Here is a 17124-nt window from a genome sequence, read left to right as displayed (position 1 = left end):
TTCTTGCCTTTAATCGTTATTCAGCCGGAACACTGTGGGCAACGGAGGTACTTCTACCAGCCGCAATCAATTCGCGTCGGGCGATGGCGTAATTATCCTCGGCACCGCCCCGTTTGCTTTGGCGGTCGTCCAGAATTGCCTCGACCGCGTCAAGCTGCCCTGCACGCAAGCCAGCATCTATGGTTATACGTTCAAACACATCTCGCTGTGCATGGCTACCGCCAGCCAGTTGCAACGATCCCCGCGCTTGCGCCAGATTGGCAAAGGCGCTGGCATAATTGCCCTCACCAAACGCCTCTAGGCCTGTCGCCATGGCACACCCTGGCGAGGCCATGCGCTGACCCGTTTCATCGGGGCGGTTCTTTGCGTCGGCGTGAATACGTTGCACCAATCGGGTTGTGGCGTCTTTACGATCGTGACCAGCCAACGCCAGCAGGTAGTGCAGGTCTGCAAAGATCAGGCAACCATCCTCAGTCCGGTTGGCTGACAGCTCAGACAGTTCTTCCCAGCGGTTGCCCACGTCAATTCCGTCCAACTGCAACCGCATTAACAGCGAGGTGCCATTGGAAATGTCGCGGTAGTCGTCAGTTTTGTCACTACGAATTTCCCTGTCGTAAAGATCGAGAACCTGATCCGTCTGGCCCAGATCCAGGAGCATCAGTGCCTTGTGCCACCAGACGTGATAGCGGAAGTTATTGCAGTGCGCCCAGGCTTCCTCGCGCCCTTGCAACCATTGCAGCCCCGCCTTGGCGTTGCCGGTCATGTCATGAACATGTGCCACTGCGTGCAGGCCCCAGGCATCATCTGGCGCGGTCCACAAGGCTTGCCGACCAACATTTGCGGCCTTCTCATAGTCTCCGGTCTCTTCCAGCGTAAAGGCATGGCAGCCCAGCAAGTACCCGTGGCCCGCATGATCGGTGCCATAAGCGGGCAGAACCCGCTCGATCGAGCAGCGCATTCCTGCGCCATCTCCCAGCACAAAGCGAATAGAGTGGCTTAGCTTCATCGCCAGAGAATCTTCAGGGTGATGGCGTAGAACCTGCTCCATCTTGGCAATTGCCCCGGAAAGATGTCCGGACAACCATGTCTCCAACGCGTCGACATATAGCCGTTCACGGGGCAGAGCGCCTTCATAGTTGGCCTTTGCCACCGCCAGTGCCTCGCGCGCTGTAGGGATCAACTCTGACCGCCCGAGTAGCAGATAGAACATCCCTTTGCTGGCCTGACCCAAAGCAAACCCGGGTTCTGCTGTCAGTAGGGCAGCAAGATGCGTCGGGGTGGCCGCAGCATGGGCTAAAACACCCTTTTGCACGGCGTTCCAATCGCTCAATGCGGCAGCATTAGTCAGGCTGGTGTCTTGGCCAAAGATATCTTGCATATGAGCGGGTCCATTCTTTGCACTAAAGGTTTTACTGTTATTTGACTTGACCCTAAGCCATCAGTTTACACCGCGCGACGGGACCTCTCGCATTGGTGAAGGGACGTGTGTGCTGAGAGTGAAATTGCAATGAAGAGGGGGGAATTCCGGGTGTATTTTCACAATTGCGGCATTCCTCCCCCGATTGAGGTCGGGGAAGGGGCGTGGCCTTGTAAATTTCTGTAACACTTGGTCGGTCTACGACGGGCCAATCTCAGGGCTGTTACACCTCAAACGGGGTGTCCGACGATAGGATCTCGTCGCTGTCGGCCCCACACCTGCGAGGGGCATGTCGATAGGTTACCGGAGTGCGCGAAAACTGCAGTGGATTGCCGATCAGTTGAACGGGCCCAGCCTCGCTTTGCATATCAATCTGCATATTACGCGCAGCCACTTGATCTGATGCAAACACCTCTTGCAGGTTCTTGACCGGCCCAACCGGAACCTTGCGGGCCTCTAGACCCTTGATGATGTCCTGAGTGCTAAACCGCTTCATCGCGGGGATCAGGATATCGTCCAACGCCTCGCGGTTTTGCAGACGGCCTGGGTTGTTGGCGAACCTAGGGTCTTCGGCCAGACCCGCCGGCCCAAGGAACTCCATAAAGCGGCCGAACTGGCTATCATTTCCAACGGCCACAATGACGTGCCCATTTGTGGTTTGGTATAGATCGTAAGGTACAATATTCGGATGACCATTGCCGCGCCGTTCCGGCACTTGGCCTGAGGTCAGATAATTGACGCCTTCGCTGATCAGCCAAGCGATTTGGCTATCGACAAGGGCTACATCGACCTGCTGACCCTCACCAGTTTTCTCCTGATGCCGCAACGCCGCCAGAATGCCTACAGTCGCATACATACCGCACATCACATCAGCGATGCCCACACCAACCTTCATTGGCGCACCCTCTGGTTCACCCGTCAGGGACATGATGCCACCATAGGCCTGTGCCATCAGGTCGTAACCCGGCTTGGATGCATTGGGGCCGGTCTGCCCATAGCCGGATATCGAGCAGTAGATCAGACCGGGCAGCTTTTCGCGCAGGCTGGCGTAATCCAACCCATATTTCTTTAGCCCACCGGGTTTGAAGTTCTCGATCAAAATATCCGCCTGCGCCGCCATGCGCAGAATGGTCTGCTGGCCCTCGGGCGTGGCGATGTCGATTGCAACCGATCGCTTGTTGCGGTTGGCAGACATGAAATAGGCGGACATATCGGTGTCGTTGCCATCGGCATCTTTTACATACGGAGGTCCCCACTGACGGGTATCGTCACCGCCGGATTTGGGGTTCTCTACCTTGATCACCGTCGCCCCTAAATCCCCCAACAGTTGGGTGCAGGTTGGTCCCGCCAAAATGCGAGATAGGTCCAGAACCTTGACACCCTTTAGTGCGCCATGTGGGATGTGTTCAGATCCGGCCATCATAGGCTCCTGGTTCAATTTCAGCTGCAATCACGGTAAAGCGTTGCGCAGTCATGGCATCTGTCAATGCGGCACGCAACTGCTGGCGGTCGTGAACTGTGACGCCATTGCCGCCAAAGGCGCGTCCCATAGCGGCAAAGTCATGACGGCCAAAGTCCACCGCCGCATTGGGCAACTGGCGCTGACGTTGTTTCAACTCGATCAGGGCAAGACTGGCATCAACAAATACCAAGAAAATGGGCGCCAGCTTCATTTCAGCCGCAGTTGCCAGCTCTCCGGCCACCATCAGGAACCCGGCGTCACCGGATAAGCTGATGACAGGCCGATCAGGTTGCGCCAGTTTGCGGCCAATGGCCATGGGGACCGCACAGCCCATTGTGCACAGACCCGAGGATTGGATCAGCCCACGTGGCTCATGACATTCCCACATCTGAGACAGTAAGATGCGGTGAGCCCCACTGTCGGCGGTGGCCAGAGTATCACTGGGCATCACGGCACGGGTTTCAGCAATCACCGCAGCCGGGCCCCAATCATCCGTGGCTGGAAAGGCCCGAGACAAAGCGTCTTTGACTATTTGTGGTTGTCTATCTGCCCATGTCGCGCGCTGGGCTACACCATCCGAAAGCGCAGCCAGGGTCGGTGCGATGCTGGTCAGCAGGTTCAAACCGCCTTGATGCATATAGTGCAGGTTGGGTTCGGCCGCGATGTCAATGACATGCTGCCGGTTCACATCCCAGACATCTCGCCAGCCGGGGCGCATTTCGATGGGGTCATAGCCAACACACAACACCAGATCCGCATCTCGCAGCAGCGGCAAAAGATGCCTGTCTGCCAGTGGAGACAGACCACCACCGCCCAAACACAGTGGGTGATCTTCGGGGATGATCCCCTTTGCTTTGTAGCTGGTGACAAAGGGGATCCGATGGGTTTCCAGAAACTCTTGAATTGCAGGCCCTGCCTGCTGCTGGACAGCATCCAGACCAATCACTGCAATAGGCCGCTCAGCCCCCACCAGCCACTCACGCGCCTGCGCCAGGTCAGCTCCGCTTGGTACGGTTTCACTTGCAGGCGCGCGGCGGGTGTTGCGATCTGTTGCGGGGGTGTCAGCTACCGAGATCGGAACGTCGATATGAACCGGACCGTTGCGCTGTTCGGTTGCGATACCGACAGCTTTGTCGGCAATCAGGTCGGCGGTTTCGGCGCTCAGGCGAAAGCTGGCCTTGGTGATGGGAGCAAAGACCGCCCCGTGGTCGAGTACCTGATGGGTGTAGCTCTGCTGCTCTGCCTCATCGACGCAGCCGGTCAGCACCAACATCGGCACCCGGTCTTGATGGGCGTTGGCAACCACGTTGACCCCGTTCAATGCACCGGGGCCAAGCGTGGCCACAAGGATTGCTGGCGCGCCGTCGCTGTGATGCACGCCTTCGCCCATAAATCCTGCACAGTTTTCATGTTTGGCCAGATGGAATGTGATCCCTGCCGCTTGCAAAGCATCAACCAGTGTCAGGACTTCGCCACCGGGCATACCAAAGGCGTGGCGACAGCCTGCGTCATACAGCCGACGGGCTAGAATATCTGCAGCGCGGGTGGGGCGGGTCATGGATAGATCTCCGATTCTCGTTCGCGGCGAGAATGCGGGGCTGGCCCTGTGGCGCAAGAGGGCTCACGCCAGTGTGACCGGGGGTGACTGGTTTAGCGACTGGACTGCCGGGCAATTGCCTCAAACCTCTGGGTCAGCTCCTCTGCCAGTTTGACCAGTTCAGAACCACCCTCATCCAAGTAGGGGGCAAAGACGTGGTTGGGCGTTTTGTAAGACAGGGTTGCATGCCCATCAGGGCTCTCAGTTACATAAAACCGAATGGGGGCCTCGATCATTGCAGCCGTGGAGGTGGCAAGGATGCGAACCGCAAAGTCATTGTTGAACACGCCGATCACCCGGTTGCCGGGAATGGTAATGCCACGCCTCGCAGCGGCACCAGTAGGACCCGCCTGCGTGACCACGCCAAGGCCCTCGGCCTTGGTGGCCGACTTGATGTCTGTAATCAATTGCTCGAAACCCTTGTCGGTTTCCACCACCACCCAACCGTCACGCGGTTGGATCGTGTCAGCGGCCCCCACCAAGGGCGTGGTTGCAAGCAGGGCAAGAAGCGCTGAAAAGGCAAGTGATTTAAACGTCATGTGTCGGCTCCAGATAGGCATGACCTATCTAGGCAGAACAACGCAGCGTTTGGTGTCACAATGCTGTGCGTGACCTGCGCCATCCTACGAAGGCCGCAAAACGTGACGCCACTCAGGCGCTGGGCCGGGGTAGCTCTTGGATCAATGTGTGCTGCAGAACATGTCGTGGATGACTTCGAGTATACGGCGCGACCGATCATCAGCCAGACGGTAAAAGATCGCCTTTCCCTCGCGGCGGGTGGTAACTAGCTTTTCCTGCCGAAGCCGCGATAGTTGTTGCGAAACAGCCGCCTGACGGGCATTCAGCAGGTGTTCCAGTTCAGCAACCGACTTCTCGCCGGAAACCAGATGGCACAGGATCCGCAGACGGCCCTCATGGCTTATCGCTTTTAGGAAATCCGAGGCATTTTTAGCATTGGCCATCATGTCATCCATATCTTTGGCTGCCATGTCTGGGAAACTCTCGGGGTTTGCCATCAGTTCATTCTCCATGCCCAGTTCCCACCGCCTTCCGGTCTATCGGGCGTAATTGCTCCTTTTAGACCGAGACCCAGACCAATGAAGACCTTTTGACCTAATCACATGATCTCCTGAAACAATCAAGGTGGGGCGTGCGGAGCGATTTGGTAAAGGACCCTGATTGGGGCTGGCGAAGTGGTGCAGGCTGGTACCATTTGCAATTGGGGCAAATCTTCGCTCCCTACGTTGTATCTGGTCGTTCTATTCAAGGGGCGGAAACACAATCACAACGTCGTCTTCCGATTGAACAATCCGTATCTGAGGGTTGGAGGAGGCTGGCGCGTTAAACAGGTCTTGCGGTAACCCGGAACAGGCCTCGGGGGTGGTTACACACATAGTGACGTCCCGGCCGGTCAATTGGCGTATGCGCCCTGGCAGTGCGCTGGGCTTTTGTAGCCCGGCCTTTTCAGCCGAAGGATGGTTGATAATGTAACCGATGGCATAAAGCGGCCCGGGTGTAGTGGCAAGGTCCTGGGCGAGGGCGCGAGTTTCGACCTGCCAGTCGCGAAATTTGGTAAACTGGATTGTAACCTGCAACAGATAGCTGGCCGCGATCAATAGTACCGCATTGCGCGCCAGCCGACCGGGGATACCGGGCGATCGGCTGAGTTCTTCGCAGGCGCGTACAATCACAATAGCATAGGCAATCCATGCAAAATGATAGGCCCGGACTGGCACTGTGACACCTAGTTTTAGAACTTGGACCACAACCAGTGCGATCCCAATCCAGAGCCCAGCATGCAGGTAAAGGGTCTCTAGAGGAGCGCAACGGGCAAGTATAACGGTGGCAGTAGTGAACATGCCAATGTGAAACCACATGACTGCGCTAGAGTGAAAACTTACGGTGTCCCCGAAATTGACCAATGTCTCAATCAGCAGTTGGAAATTGTCCATGACTCCTGAGAAATCAACAGCAGGCGATGAGCTGCGAAACTGGTCCGGAACCACGCTGAACACGCCGTGCACCTGCCAGTTAAGCGCGTATATCGCCAATAGAGAGACAATAAAACTGGCTCCAAATAGGCCGACCAGACCGGCAAGATCCACAAGAGAGCGCTGCTTGGTTCTGACCAGACAGATCAACAACAGGACTATTGGGAACGTCGTATAGGCCATGAGGCTGAGTAAGGTAAACACCGGCAACATGCTCCGCAATGCACGTTGAGAAAGCCGGGTTGCCAGAACGGCGTAGACGGCTAGCAAAACCGTTCCTGGTGTCAGGGTGTTGAACCAGGGTGCAATGAGTAGTGCGGAAGGCGCGACCAGAATTGTTAGAGCAAGAACACAGGCAAACCAAAACCGCCCGTTTCCGGGGATAGAAACTACCGCAATCGCCGCGGCGAACAGGGCCCAGATTGCTTGATAGATCGCAAAATTCACCCAGGCGGGGGTGACGATTCCTCGCAAGTGCCAAAAATAATTGAGCCAACGGCCTTCGGACAATGTCTTTGACCAAAACCCTTCAGGTTCTGCAAACAGGGCAGGGTAGTCGTCGTAACGCACTATTGGATCTAGAAGGTTTCCAGCCGACATGACCGTGATCGCGATCAGGGTGACGGCAAAGACTTTCCAAAATGCCGAAAGCTGAGCTGTTCGCTGTGTGGCAGCCGCAACCTGCCTGTCGAATGTAGCTTGCAATGTCATTATCAAATCCGAATCAACTAAAAGTGTTATTAAAAACTATATAATTCAAGTAGGGCGGGAATTTGACGTGTGTCCGAAATTGTTTTGATGGGTTCCAACTCAACCCATAGGCTGCCCCCTCACTCCTCGCTTTGTGAGGGGGGGAGGCATGCTATGCAGTCGCGACTGGTGGGCCCATTGACTATACTGGAAGTTTAAACTCGCTTGCCTCGGCGCGACTGAGCTGCTCGCCCTGTTTGCGCTTCAATAGCACATCACGGGCTACAGCATATTCATCGCCTTGCCAAAAGATCAGGCAGCCGTTGCAACCCTTGCCACAACAACCCGCTGTGCCTACCCGATTGGTCTTGAACCGGCGACTATTGGTGTCGGCCTCGATTGCATCAACCAGCGCATCGCGGCGCCGCTTATAAACAGTTTCACCGGTGCTGTCTTTGATCTCCATCGCCTGAGCGGTCTTGTCCAGCTTTAGCCGTTTCCACTGTTCATCTGTCAGCGCGCGTTCCTTGCGGATGACGGAGAAGGCAGGGAAATTGGTGCGCAGGTCGTTGATGTCTTCCTGCTCGAATAATGAAAACGGCAAACGGATCACCGATTTGGTTGAACCATGTACCACATCCTTGCGTGCACCGCTGGCGGCAATTTCATAGTCATAGGCGCGCAGCAGAATAGTATTGCGAGCAATGGGAGAGACCATTTCTAAAACATCACCAGCTTCCAGCTTGTTCTTGACCTCAACCAAGAACGCATCCTCGGTCACTTCGCTGACCACACCGGCATATTCCCAGGTGGCGATCGCCGCTGTGTGCTCATAGCCGTGCGACAGGTTGGTCAGTCGGCCTTTGTGGAATGCCAGCGTGTAACCACGGTTGCCGACTGTTTCCAGTTCGCCCATGTAATCAGATGCATCCCAGTTCTCTGGGTCGGCATAGTAGTCATCAATCGCCATACGATAGGCCCGCGCCACCACGGCGGCATAATATTCTGACTTGCCGCGTCCCTCGACCTTTAGACTGTCCACTCCAATGCGCAGATAGTCGTCCAGCTTGGGCATCAGGCACAGATCTTTGGAGTTCAGGATATAGCTGCCGCGCTCATCCTCCTGAATGGGCAGGAACTCACCGGGGCGCACGCCTTCCTCTAGCAGGAACTCAAACATGTCGAGATTGCTCTCATCGACAATCAGTTCCTGCACGGTGCCGTCTTTCAGGCGCATGTGGAACTTGTAGTTCCAGCGACAGGAATTGGCACAGTTGCCCTGATTGGCACCGCGCTCGGCCATGAAATTCGACAACAGGCAGCGCCCCGAATAGGTCATGCACATGGCGCCGTGAACAAAGGCCTCTAGCTTGATGTCCGGACATTTCTCACGGATCTCTTCCAACTCGGGGAAAGATACCTCACGCGCAAGCACCGCCAGATCAGCACCCTGATCCTGCCAGAACTTTACCGACAGCCAGGAACAGATGTTGGCTTGGGTCGACACATGTAGCGGGATTTCAGGGGCGCGTTCACGCACATACTGAAACACACCGGGGTCGGCGATGATCAATCCATCTGGGTTCACCTGCCGTACGGTGTCGATGTATTCGTCCAGCTTTGGAATGTCTTTGTTGTGCGAATACAGGTTCAGCGTCAGATAGGCGCGCCGCCCATGTTGGTGGCAGAATTTGACACCTTCGATCACATCTTCCAGCGAGAACTCTGACTTGGTACGCAGCGACATATCCGGTGTACCCAGATAGACCGCATCCGCGCCATACAGAATAGCCATTTTCAGTTTGCGCAGATTGCCCGCAGGCATCAGCAATTCAGAACGGTGTTGGGACATTGAACCAGCCGGTATAGGGACGAAAGCCGCCTTCTAGGTCAGAATGCAGAGCGAGTGAACCCATTTCTAAGAAACAGCTTTAGGCCGTTGCCAGAGAGACCTATTAGTCTGGCGTGCCGTCGAACAGAAGCATGTTGAACCAAATAAAGCGCTACTCGGTATCAAGTCGGTATTTCAGGAACTTGGCACCATCATAGGTGACATCACCGACATGCTCCGCCCCAAGCCGCGACAGAGCCCCTAATTTTTTACGTGAAGGTGGCAATAGAAACGTCACATAGGGAATCCGCGCATCTGCGGCGGCGAACTCAAGGGCTTTCTTTGAAATGCGTATCCCAAGTCCAAAGCAATCCGGTTTTAGCACCAAACCAAAATCCCACTCCGTGCCTTCTTTTTGAAAGCCGCCCCAGCCGACATAGATGTCGTCACACAGAATAGCCCAATGCCCAAGACCGTCACGTGCCCAGCACTGTTCCTTGGTTGATATGAATTTGGCTACAGTCTCGTAATCCCACTCAAAGGTCAAAAGCGGCATATGCTCGGCAACCCGGGGATCAGACATATGCTGAATTATCTCGTCGGGCGCGATGTTCGGCAGCCTTACGAATGTGATTGTATTGCTGTGTGTCAGTGGCATGTCGGGAGTATCTGCTCTACGTGGTTTAATACGCCACAAAAGCAGAAAACAGCCAGTTCGCAACTGAATTTGGCCGGGCGTAACGCAGGTTTGAACAGGTGACAAAACCCAGTTTAACGCTAACAAAAACGGGTTTCGATTTTTGTTGAGAAATAAGGCTGACTTTCGGCCTTATTTCTTGTCGCGTGCAGCTTTCTCTTCCTTGGTCAGCTTGTTGTTCCAAGCATTGTTGCTCAGGCTCAACTCCGCTGGCAGGGGCTTTGTCTTGCCAATGCTGACTTTGCCGCCCTTGTTCAGGTATTCCTGAATGAGGGCATCATCGGTGGTTTCTTTGGGTACATGTTTCATGAAACCACGCTATCGCGGATCCTGAAACTAGGCAACAAGAGTTCACCGCAAGAATTTGAACGCTGTTCATAATTTGTGTTGACGCAAGACGTATCTTCGGATTACAGATTGTGAACAATGTTCAAATTTGGAGAGATCCGATGACCTTCCGTACTTCCTTTACAGCGATTGTAGCCTGCTTTTTTGCCTCTGCATCCCTTGCTGGCCCTAGCAGTCAGCACTCAGCACAGTCCGTTCAGCACAGTGGGCAGGCTGCCAGCCACGGATCTGCCGCTGTGTCTACTGGGGCAGCAACTGTGGTTGCTGTTCCAATTCTAGCCTTTGGCGGGGCGGTCGCGATTTCCGGCGCGGCACTGGCGGATGTGGGCGAGGGCGCACTCGTTCTTGGCAGCGACCTGTCTTCTGCAGGCACGGGAAAGCCTGTGATTATTCAACGTGTCGCGCCTAACGGTGCACCAACGCTTGACTGACAACTCGGTAAGGAAAACTCATGCCTAGATTATTCTCAATCATCCTTCTCGCTGTAACCTCGGTGATGCCGTCTTTTGCACTGGCAGGCAGCAGCGAAGCAGGCAAATCCGTTCTTCCCGCCGCCGAGGTGGCATCCTTCTCTAATCGCGTTCAGCAAGACTTGGCCGCGCGCGGTGCCCGTGTTGCCATCGTGGCGCGGATGGGCCGCGACCCGAAGGTGCTGCCTCGCGGCGTCCAATACACCCATGTCAGTTTCTGGGTCTATTCACAGATCACCCATGCTGACGGCAGCACCGGACGCGGGTACCAAGCATACAACTTGTATCAGGACGCAGATAACAAATCGCGCAGCAGTTTGGTGCAAGATAGCCCAGCGGACTTCTTTGCAGGTGCCCACCGGCTGGATGCGGGGGTAATCATTCCCGACGCTCGGCTGCAAAAGAAACTGCTGAAGGTGATATCCAGCCCAACCTACTCGGCGTTGCACAATGCGCGTTATTCGGTGCTGGCGAACCCTAACACCAGCCAGTTTCAGAACTGCACAGAGCACACGCTGGATGTGATGATGGCCGGGCTATACAGCACAAACGATGTTCCGCAGATCAAGGCCAATATCGCCGCTCACTTTGAACCGCAAAAAATCCAAGTGGGAGGGGTAAAGCGCCTTTTGGCCCCGGTTGCCTCGCAGGCACTAACCACTGCCGACCATGGGTCCAAGATCGCAACGGCCACCTTTGGGTCCATTGCCCGGTTCATGCAGGACAATGATCTGGAAACCAATACCTACCGGATTACTCCGGATAAAGTCATTCGGTTCTAAAAGGCGGAGCAGGCGCAGTTAACCATCGGCCATTATGCCAAGGTCGCAATTGCGTCTGCCCTACACCCAGCCCTTACGGAAGAAATGCGGGCTGGCGCCGAATTTACGTTTGAACTGACGCGAAAAATGCGTCGCGCTGTTAAAGCCCGAGGCCAGTGCGATTTCTGTCACTGTGAGTGCAGTCTCGTTCATCAGCGCATAGGCATGGCTTAGCCGCATATCCGAGTAGACATGCATCGGGCTTTGATCCAGGTAGCGAGAGAACAGGCGCTCTAGCTGGCGGCGCGAAATGTCCAGATGCTCACATAGGGTAGAGATCGACAGGGGTTCTTCGATTGAATCCTGCATCAGTTGCAACGCGGTGAGCAGCCTTTGGTTGCGGCTGCCGATGGCGACAGCATAGTTGGATTTCTGTGGTGCCATCTGACCGCCAGAGCGCACGTGCAGGCACATGTCGGCAACGATGATCGCCAGATTCTTGCCATGGCGCTCTTCGATCAGGTTCAACATCATGTCCGTCGCCGCATTGCCGCCGCCACAGGTCATCAGTGTATCGGTGATTTCATAGATGTTAGAAGACGGCTGCAGATCGGGGTACATTTCGATGAACCCGGGATGGTTTTCCCAGTGCAGAGTAAATTCCCGGTCGCGCAGCAATCCGGCCTGAGCCAGCGCAAATGCGCCGGTACAGATCGCCCCAAGCCTGCGGCCAAACCGGTGTTCGCGGCGCAACCAGTTAATCGTCGCGTCGCTGGCTGTGTGTTGTGGTTCAACACCTGAACAGGCAAAAACCACAGCATCCTGTGGCAGTTGCTCTAATGGCATGTCCGGAGTTACCGTCATTCCGTTCGAACAGGTTATCGGTGCTCCGTCTTCGGACATGATGTACCAGCGGTACAGCTCAGTGTTGGAAACCTGATTAGCAATTCGCAGTGGCTCGATTGCGGCGGCCACTGGTAACATGGTCGCCTTGGGCAGCATCAGAAAATAGAAATCCTGGGAACTGCCGTTAAATTGGACCGCCAATTGGGCAGCAGCACCTTTTTGTACAAAGTTATCTGTCTGCATAATCGATTCCTAGGCCGTGGCCGACGTCCAGTAAAAGAAAGTTAAGCCCATTATCGGTGTGTGGTAAACTGGGCTGGTCAATGATAGCAACCAATTTGCGGCAGCGAACTGCTAAAATGCGACACTATCAGTGTTGCGTGAGCGGGGAACAGCAAATTTATTACCCCCTCTTGCGGCCATTATGTCGCGATACTAAGAATCAAGTAACACTCTGTCGGGTATGGTCCCGACTAAATTCAAAGCAGGCAGGCCCAAATGTTTGATCCAAAAGAAACCTACATGAACACCCTGGTCCCCATGGTGGTTGAACAAACCGCACGTGGCGAGCGGGCCTATGATATTTTCTCGCGCTTGCTGAAAGAGCGGATCATTTTCTTGAATGGTCCTGTGCATGACGGCATGAGCTCGCTGATCGTAGCGCAGCTGCTTCACCTTGAGGCGGAAAACCCATCCAAAGAAATCTCGATGTACATCAACTCTCCCGGTGGCGTTGTGACCTCGGGTCTGTCGATCTACGACACCATGCAGTACATCAAGCCTAAGGTTTCGACACTGGTGATTGGTCAGGCTGCCTCGATGGGGTCGCTGCTGCTGACTGCTGGCGAAAAAGGCATGCGCTTCAGCCTGCCAAACAGCCGCGTCATGGTTCACCAGCCGTCTGGCGGGTTCCAGGGGCAGGCAACTGACATCATGATTCACGCCGAAGAAACGCTGAAGCTGAAGCGACGCCTGAACGAGATCTACGTGCAACACACTGGCCAAGAGCTGGACAAAGTTGAAGCGGCTCTGGAACGGGATAACTTTATGTCACCTGAAGAAGCCAAGGACTTTGGCCTGATCGATGAGATCGTGGCAAGCCGTCCAAAAGGCGAAACTGAAGAGAGTTAAGGCTCTTTTTAATAAGTAATCTGTGCGCCCTGGTTGGCTGGGGCGTACTTTGCGATTGTAGCGGCACAGGCTCTGGCCTAAGCTGTTTTGGAAGTAGGAGACGCCTAGAATGGGCACCTCCTAGCGCGGACTGAAAGGTAGACCATGGCAACGAACTCAAGCGGCGACAGCAAGAATACGCTTTACTGCAGCTTCTGCGGCAAGAGCCAGCACGAAGTACGCAAACTGATCGCGGGACCGACCGTGTTCATCTGCGACGAGTGCGTCGAACTTTGCATGGATATTATCCGTGAAGAGACCAAAGCCTCAGGATTGAAGGCCACTGACGGTGTGCCAACTCCCAAGGATATTTGTGAAGTACTGGATGACTATGTCATCGGTCAGGCAACAGCTAAACGGGTTCTCTCGGTTGCTGTTCACAACCACTACAAACGTCTGAATCATGCCCAGAAGGCCGGATCAGAGCTGGAATTGGCCAAGTCCAACATTCTTCTGATCGGCCCAACCGGTTGCGGTAAGACACTGCTGGCGCAGACATTGGCTCGAATTCTGGACGTGCCGTTCACCATGGCGGATGCAACAACACTGACCGAAGCCGGTTATGTGGGTGAAGACGTCGAAAACATCATCCTGAAACTGCTTCAGGCATCGGAATACAACGTTGAGCGCGCGCAGCGTGGTATCGTCTACATCGATGAAGTCGACAAAATCACTCGCAAGTCTGAAAACCCATCGATCACCCGTGACGTATCGGGCGAGGGTGTACAGCAGGCACTGCTGAAGCTGATGGAAGGCACCGTTGCCAGTGTTCCTCCTCAGGGTGGTCGTAAGCACCCGCAGCAGGAATTCCTGCAGGTCGACACCACCAACATCCTGTTCATCTGTGGCGGCGCCTTTGCCGGTCTGGATAAAATCATTGCCGCACGTGGCAAGGGTTCGGCGATGGGCTTTGGTGCGGATGTGCGCGACAATGATGAACGCGGTATCGGCGAAGTGTTCCAGGACCTGGAGCCGGAAGATCTGCTGAAATTCGGTCTGATCCCAGAATTCGTTGGCCGTTTGCCTGTGTTGGCAACGCTAGAGGATCTGGACGAGGACGCTTTGGTTACCATCCTGTCCAAGCCTAAGAACGCCTTGGTCAAACAGTACCAGCGTCTGTTCGAGATCGAAGAAACTGAACTGGACTTTACCGATGACGCTCTGAGCGCAATTGCTCGACGGGCTATCGAACGTAAAACCGGTGCGCGGGGCCTTCGCTCGATCCTCGAAGACATCCTGCTTAACACAATGTTTGAGCTCCCCGGTATGGAGAGCGTGACCAAGGTTGTGGTGAACGAAGAAGCTGTGAATTCGAACGTTGAACCGCTGATGATCCATACCGATTCAGAAAAAGAGCCTGCATCGGCCGGGTAACCCATGGGTTACCGGACATGATTAACGCGGCGCGGTTCATCCCGCGCCGTTTTTCTGTGAAAAGGCCTCTGATAGAATAGCGGAGGTGTAGGAGTTGAGATGACGATCACTAGGATTTCCTCAGGTGGTGAGTTCGAGGCCAAGGTTGGCTATTGCCGCGCTGTTGTGGCTGGCGGTTTTGTTCATGTTGCAGGCACCGTAGGGCAGGGCGACGATGTGGTTGCGCAGTGCAAGTCGGCGCTAGACATCATTGGCAAGGCTTTGTCAGATGCGGGCAGTAGTTTTGAACAAGTTGTCCGAATAAATTATTACCTGCCCGACCGGCATGAGTTTGACGCCTGTTGGCCAATGTTGGCCAAGACCTTTGGCGAGAATCCACCGGCGGCTACAATGATTGAATGTGGCCTGATTGACCCGAAATTCAGGATCGAGATCGAAGTAACCGCGCTTGCACCCTAGAACCCGGTGGCGCTCAGGGCCTGAAACACCCCTGAGCGTGTGAAATTATGCACAACAATCATTTCGTGCGCCGTTGAAGGTGGCGCAGCGTCTGGACCTCTGGTGAAAACTGCGTCATATCAGAGGGGAATTTACGGAGGCATCCATGTCAATCCTGAGCACTCTTTTGCGCGCCGTCACCTGGTGGAACGGTCAAACGCTGAACACACAGCTCTTCACCGCCCGTAAGGGCATCAAAGTCGGCGACGATGATCAGGGCAATGTGTATTACCACAATGCCGATGACAGCAAACGCTGGGTGATCTTCAACGGCGAAGTCGAAGCATCGCGTATCAATGCGGATTGGCACGGCTGGCTGCACCACACGTATGACGAGCTGCCAACCGAGCAGCCGCTGGTCCACAAGGACTGGGAAAAGCCGCATCAGGAAAACCTGACAGGCACGCCCATGGCCTATGCGCCACAGGGATCGATTCGCCAGGCTGGTGGACCGAAAGAGCGCAGCGATTATGAGGCATGGGTACCGGAGTAAGCTCCGAACCCGGTAGAGGCGCGTAACAATGTCCCACAACACCACCGAAGTTTTGGTCGGCGGCGTCGTTCTGGCCGCAGCAATTGGCTTTGCGGTCTATGCGGGGCAGGCAACTGGCCTGTCCAAGTCCAGCGACGGCTATGAGCTGAACGCGTCTTTTCGATCTCTTGAGGGCGTAGGCGTGGGCACTGATGTCCGTCTGGCCGGGGTCAAGATTGGTACTGTGACCGACGTAGAACTGAACCCGCAGACCTATCGTGCTGACACGCATTTTTCGGTGCAGGAAGGGATTGATATCCCCGACGACAGCGCCATTGTTGTCTCTTCCGAGGGGCTGCTTGGTGGTAATTTTGTCGAGATCATGCCCGGTGGCTCACCGTTCAATTTTGAACCAGGGGATGAGATGGAGGACACGCAGGGTGCGGTCAGCCTGATTACCCTGCTTCTGAAGTTCGTCTCCGGAAGCGGTGAGGAATCGTGAAGCGTCTATTTTCCGGTTTGCTGATAGGTGCGCTGGCGATCGCACCTGCTTGGGCACAAGAGGACGCCGTTCCAGCTTCTGGCGCGGTCTCGGCCGCTGGTGCAGTGGTGCGTGGGCTAGACAAGGTCAACGGTCACACGGCGGATGCTGAGATCCAAACGGGCGGCAGCGCTGAGCTGTTTGGGTTGCTGGTGACACTGTCAGATTGCCGTTATCCTGCCGATAACCCCACCGGCGACGCCTATGCGTTTCTGACCATACGCGAACCAGATACTGGCACCGTGCAGTTCGAAGGCTGGATGATTGCCTCTAGTCCAGCACTGAGTGCGCTGGATCACAGCCGTTACGATGTCTGGGTTCTTCGCTGCAGCATTTCCTGAGCCGTCGGGATCGCCGGTGCCGTAAAGTCAGAAGTCACCAATAATGCATCTTTTAGACGCGCTTGATAGTCATCGCGGCTGATTTCCACCCCTCCCATCGAGGCAAGGTGGGGGGTGATGAATTGAGTGTCGCATAGCGTGAACCCGGCCTGTCTCAGCCGATCAATCAAAAAGCACAGGGCAATTTTGGAGGCATCTGTCCGACGGGAAAACATGCTTTCACCAAAGAATGCGCCGCCTAATGTGACACCGTAGACGCCACCGGATAGCTCACCATCTTGCCAGACCTCAACAGAGTGAGCGTGCCCCAACTGGTGCAGTTCGACGTAGCGGTTGTAGATATCGTCATTGATCCAGGTTTCGGCTCGGTCAGCGCAGGCGCGCACAACTGCGGGAAAGTCTTGGTCAATTGTGATCTGAAAAGCGCCGCGTTTCAGGCGCTTTGCCAGAGACCGGGAAATGCGAAACCCGTCTAGTGGCAGAATGCCGCGCAGTTTGGGGTCTACCCAGAACACCTCTGGGTCATCCTGGTGCTCTGCCATGGGAAACACCCCGACAGAATAGGCACGCAGCAACAGGTCTGCTGTAAGCTCTGTCATTGCAGTGCCCAGTCAGACG

At 55.2% G+C, this 17124-nt stretch carries 19 protein-coding genes; 8 read left to right on the top strand and 11 right to left on the bottom strand.

Translation table 11 applies throughout. From position 1 onward, the window contains the following. Positions 1 to 16 precede the first annotated feature (16 nt). From DL239_RS02975 to DL239_RS02935, 9 genes are all read right to left on the bottom strand, one after another. Positions 17 to 1378 (bottom strand): tetratricopeptide repeat protein, encoded by a 1362-nt coding sequence (locus DL239_RS02975; protein WP_167682135.1) that lies wholly within the window; start codon positions 1376 to 1378, stop codon positions 17 to 19. Positions 1379 to 1640: 262 nt separating this feature from the next. After that, entirely contained in the window at positions 1641 to 2837 is a 1197-nt protein-coding gene (locus DL239_RS02970) for a CaiB/BaiF CoA transferase family protein (RefSeq protein WP_167682133.1), read from the bottom strand. Further along, positions 2824 to 4437 carry a thiamine pyrophosphate-binding protein gene (locus DL239_RS02965; protein ID WP_167682131.1) on the bottom strand — a complete coding sequence of 538 codons (1614 nt, stop codon included), beginning with the start codon at positions 4435 to 4437 and terminating at the stop codon, positions 2824 to 2826. Before DL239_RS02965 ends, DL239_RS02970 begins: the two co-directional genes overlap by 14 nt. 92 nt (positions 4438 to 4529) lie before the next feature. Further along, complete coding sequence (locus DL239_RS02960) at positions 4530 to 5015, bottom strand: DUF302 domain-containing protein (protein WP_167682129.1); 486 nt, start codon at positions 5013 to 5015, stop codon at positions 4530 to 4532. 141 nt (positions 5016 to 5156) lie between these two features. Then, a complete protein-coding gene (locus tag DL239_RS02955; RefSeq protein ID WP_167682727.1) occupies positions 5157 to 5492 on the bottom strand; it encodes an ArsR/SmtB family transcription factor in 336 nt (111 codons plus the stop codon). Positions 5493 to 5735: 243 nt separating this feature from the next. After that, the gene (locus DL239_RS02950; RefSeq protein WP_167682127.1) at positions 5736 to 7178 is read right to left on the bottom strand and encodes a hypothetical protein; all 1443 of its coding nucleotides are present in this window, start codon (positions 7176 to 7178) and stop codon (positions 5736 to 5738) included. Between the two features lie 181 nt (positions 7179 to 7359). Continuing rightward, positions 7360 to 9009, bottom strand: a complete 1650-nt coding sequence (locus tag DL239_RS02945) for a U32 family peptidase (protein WP_167682125.1) — start codon at positions 9007 to 9009, stop codon at positions 7360 to 7362. A 151-nt stretch (positions 9010 to 9160) separates the two neighbouring features. Then, positions 9161 to 9646 carry a GNAT family N-acetyltransferase gene (locus DL239_RS02940; RefSeq protein ID WP_167682123.1) on the bottom strand — a complete coding sequence of 162 codons (486 nt, stop codon included), beginning with the start codon at positions 9644 to 9646 and terminating at the stop codon, positions 9161 to 9163. Between the two features lie 171 nt (positions 9647 to 9817). After that, complete coding sequence (locus DL239_RS02935; protein ID WP_167682121.1) at positions 9818 to 9994, bottom strand: hypothetical protein; 177 nt, start codon at positions 9992 to 9994, stop codon at positions 9818 to 9820. Between the two features lie 140 nt (positions 9995 to 10134). Between DL239_RS02935 and DL239_RS02930 the strand changes: the two genes are divergently transcribed. Both DL239_RS02930 and DL239_RS02925 read left to right on the top strand, forming a co-directional pair. Continuing rightward, positions 10135 to 10464: a hypothetical protein gene (locus DL239_RS02930; protein ID WP_167682119.1), complete on the top strand. Its 330-nt coding sequence runs from the start codon at positions 10135 to 10137 to the stop codon at positions 10462 to 10464. Positions 10465 to 10484: 20 nt separating this feature from the next. Next, positions 10485 to 11285 carry a DUF2145 domain-containing protein gene (locus DL239_RS02925; RefSeq protein ID WP_167682117.1) on the top strand — a complete coding sequence of 267 codons (801 nt, stop codon included), beginning with the start codon at positions 10485 to 10487 and terminating at the stop codon, positions 11283 to 11285. Between the two features lie 60 nt (positions 11286 to 11345). Here DL239_RS02925 and DL239_RS02920 read toward each other — a convergent pair whose 3' ends face one another. Further along, entirely contained in the window at positions 11346 to 12353 is a 1008-nt protein-coding gene (locus DL239_RS02920) for a GlxA family transcriptional regulator (protein ID WP_167682115.1), read from the bottom strand. A 255-nt stretch (positions 12354 to 12608) separates the two neighbouring features. Here DL239_RS02920 and DL239_RS02915 point away from each other — a divergent pair, with 255 nt between their 5' ends. The 6 genes from DL239_RS02915 (at position 12609) to DL239_RS02890 (ending at position 16506) form a co-directional block, all read left to right on the top strand. After that, positions 12609 to 13241, top strand: coding sequence for an ATP-dependent Clp protease proteolytic subunit (locus DL239_RS02915; protein WP_167682113.1), 633 nt, complete (start codon positions 12609 to 12611; stop codon positions 13239 to 13241). A 144-nt stretch (positions 13242 to 13385) separates the two neighbouring features. Continuing rightward, a complete protein-coding gene (gene clpX / locus DL239_RS02910) occupies positions 13386 to 14654 on the top strand; it encodes an ATP-dependent Clp protease ATP-binding subunit ClpX (protein WP_167682111.1) in 1269 nt (422 codons plus the stop codon). Positions 14655 to 14753: 99 nt separating this feature from the next. Further along, the gene (locus tag DL239_RS02905) at positions 14754 to 15113 is read left to right on the top strand and encodes a RidA family protein (RefSeq protein ID WP_167682109.1); all 360 of its coding nucleotides are present in this window, start codon (positions 14754 to 14756) and stop codon (positions 15111 to 15113) included. Between the two features lie 145 nt (positions 15114 to 15258). Further along, complete coding sequence (locus DL239_RS02900) at positions 15259 to 15645, top strand: NADH:ubiquinone oxidoreductase subunit NDUFA12 (RefSeq protein ID WP_167682107.1); 387 nt, start codon at positions 15259 to 15261, stop codon at positions 15643 to 15645. A gap of 28 nt (positions 15646 to 15673) precedes the next feature. After that, entirely contained in the window at positions 15674 to 16126 is a 453-nt protein-coding gene (gene mlaD, locus DL239_RS02895) for an outer membrane lipid asymmetry maintenance protein MlaD (RefSeq protein WP_167682105.1), read from the top strand. Then, complete coding sequence (locus tag DL239_RS02890; RefSeq protein ID WP_167682103.1) at positions 16123 to 16506, top strand: DUF2155 domain-containing protein; 384 nt, start codon at positions 16123 to 16125, stop codon at positions 16504 to 16506. The genes mlaD and DL239_RS02890 overlap by 4 nt, the downstream gene beginning before the upstream one ends. Here DL239_RS02890 and aat read toward each other — a convergent pair. Continuing rightward, a complete protein-coding gene (gene aat / locus DL239_RS02885) occupies positions 16470 to 17105 on the bottom strand; it encodes a leucyl/phenylalanyl-tRNA--protein transferase (protein WP_167682101.1) in 636 nt (211 codons plus the stop codon). The genes DL239_RS02890 and aat overlap by 37 nt on opposite strands. Between the last annotated feature and the right edge of the window lie 19 nt (positions 17106 to 17124).

The organism is Parasedimentitalea denitrificans (assembly GCF_011813015.1).
In the GTDB taxonomy this organism is placed as follows: domain Bacteria; phylum Pseudomonadota; class Alphaproteobacteria; order Rhodobacterales; family Rhodobacteraceae; genus Parasedimentitalea; species Parasedimentitalea denitrificans.
Note: the sequence above shows the minus strand (reverse complement) of the source record. Positions and strands in the feature narration are given on the sequence as shown.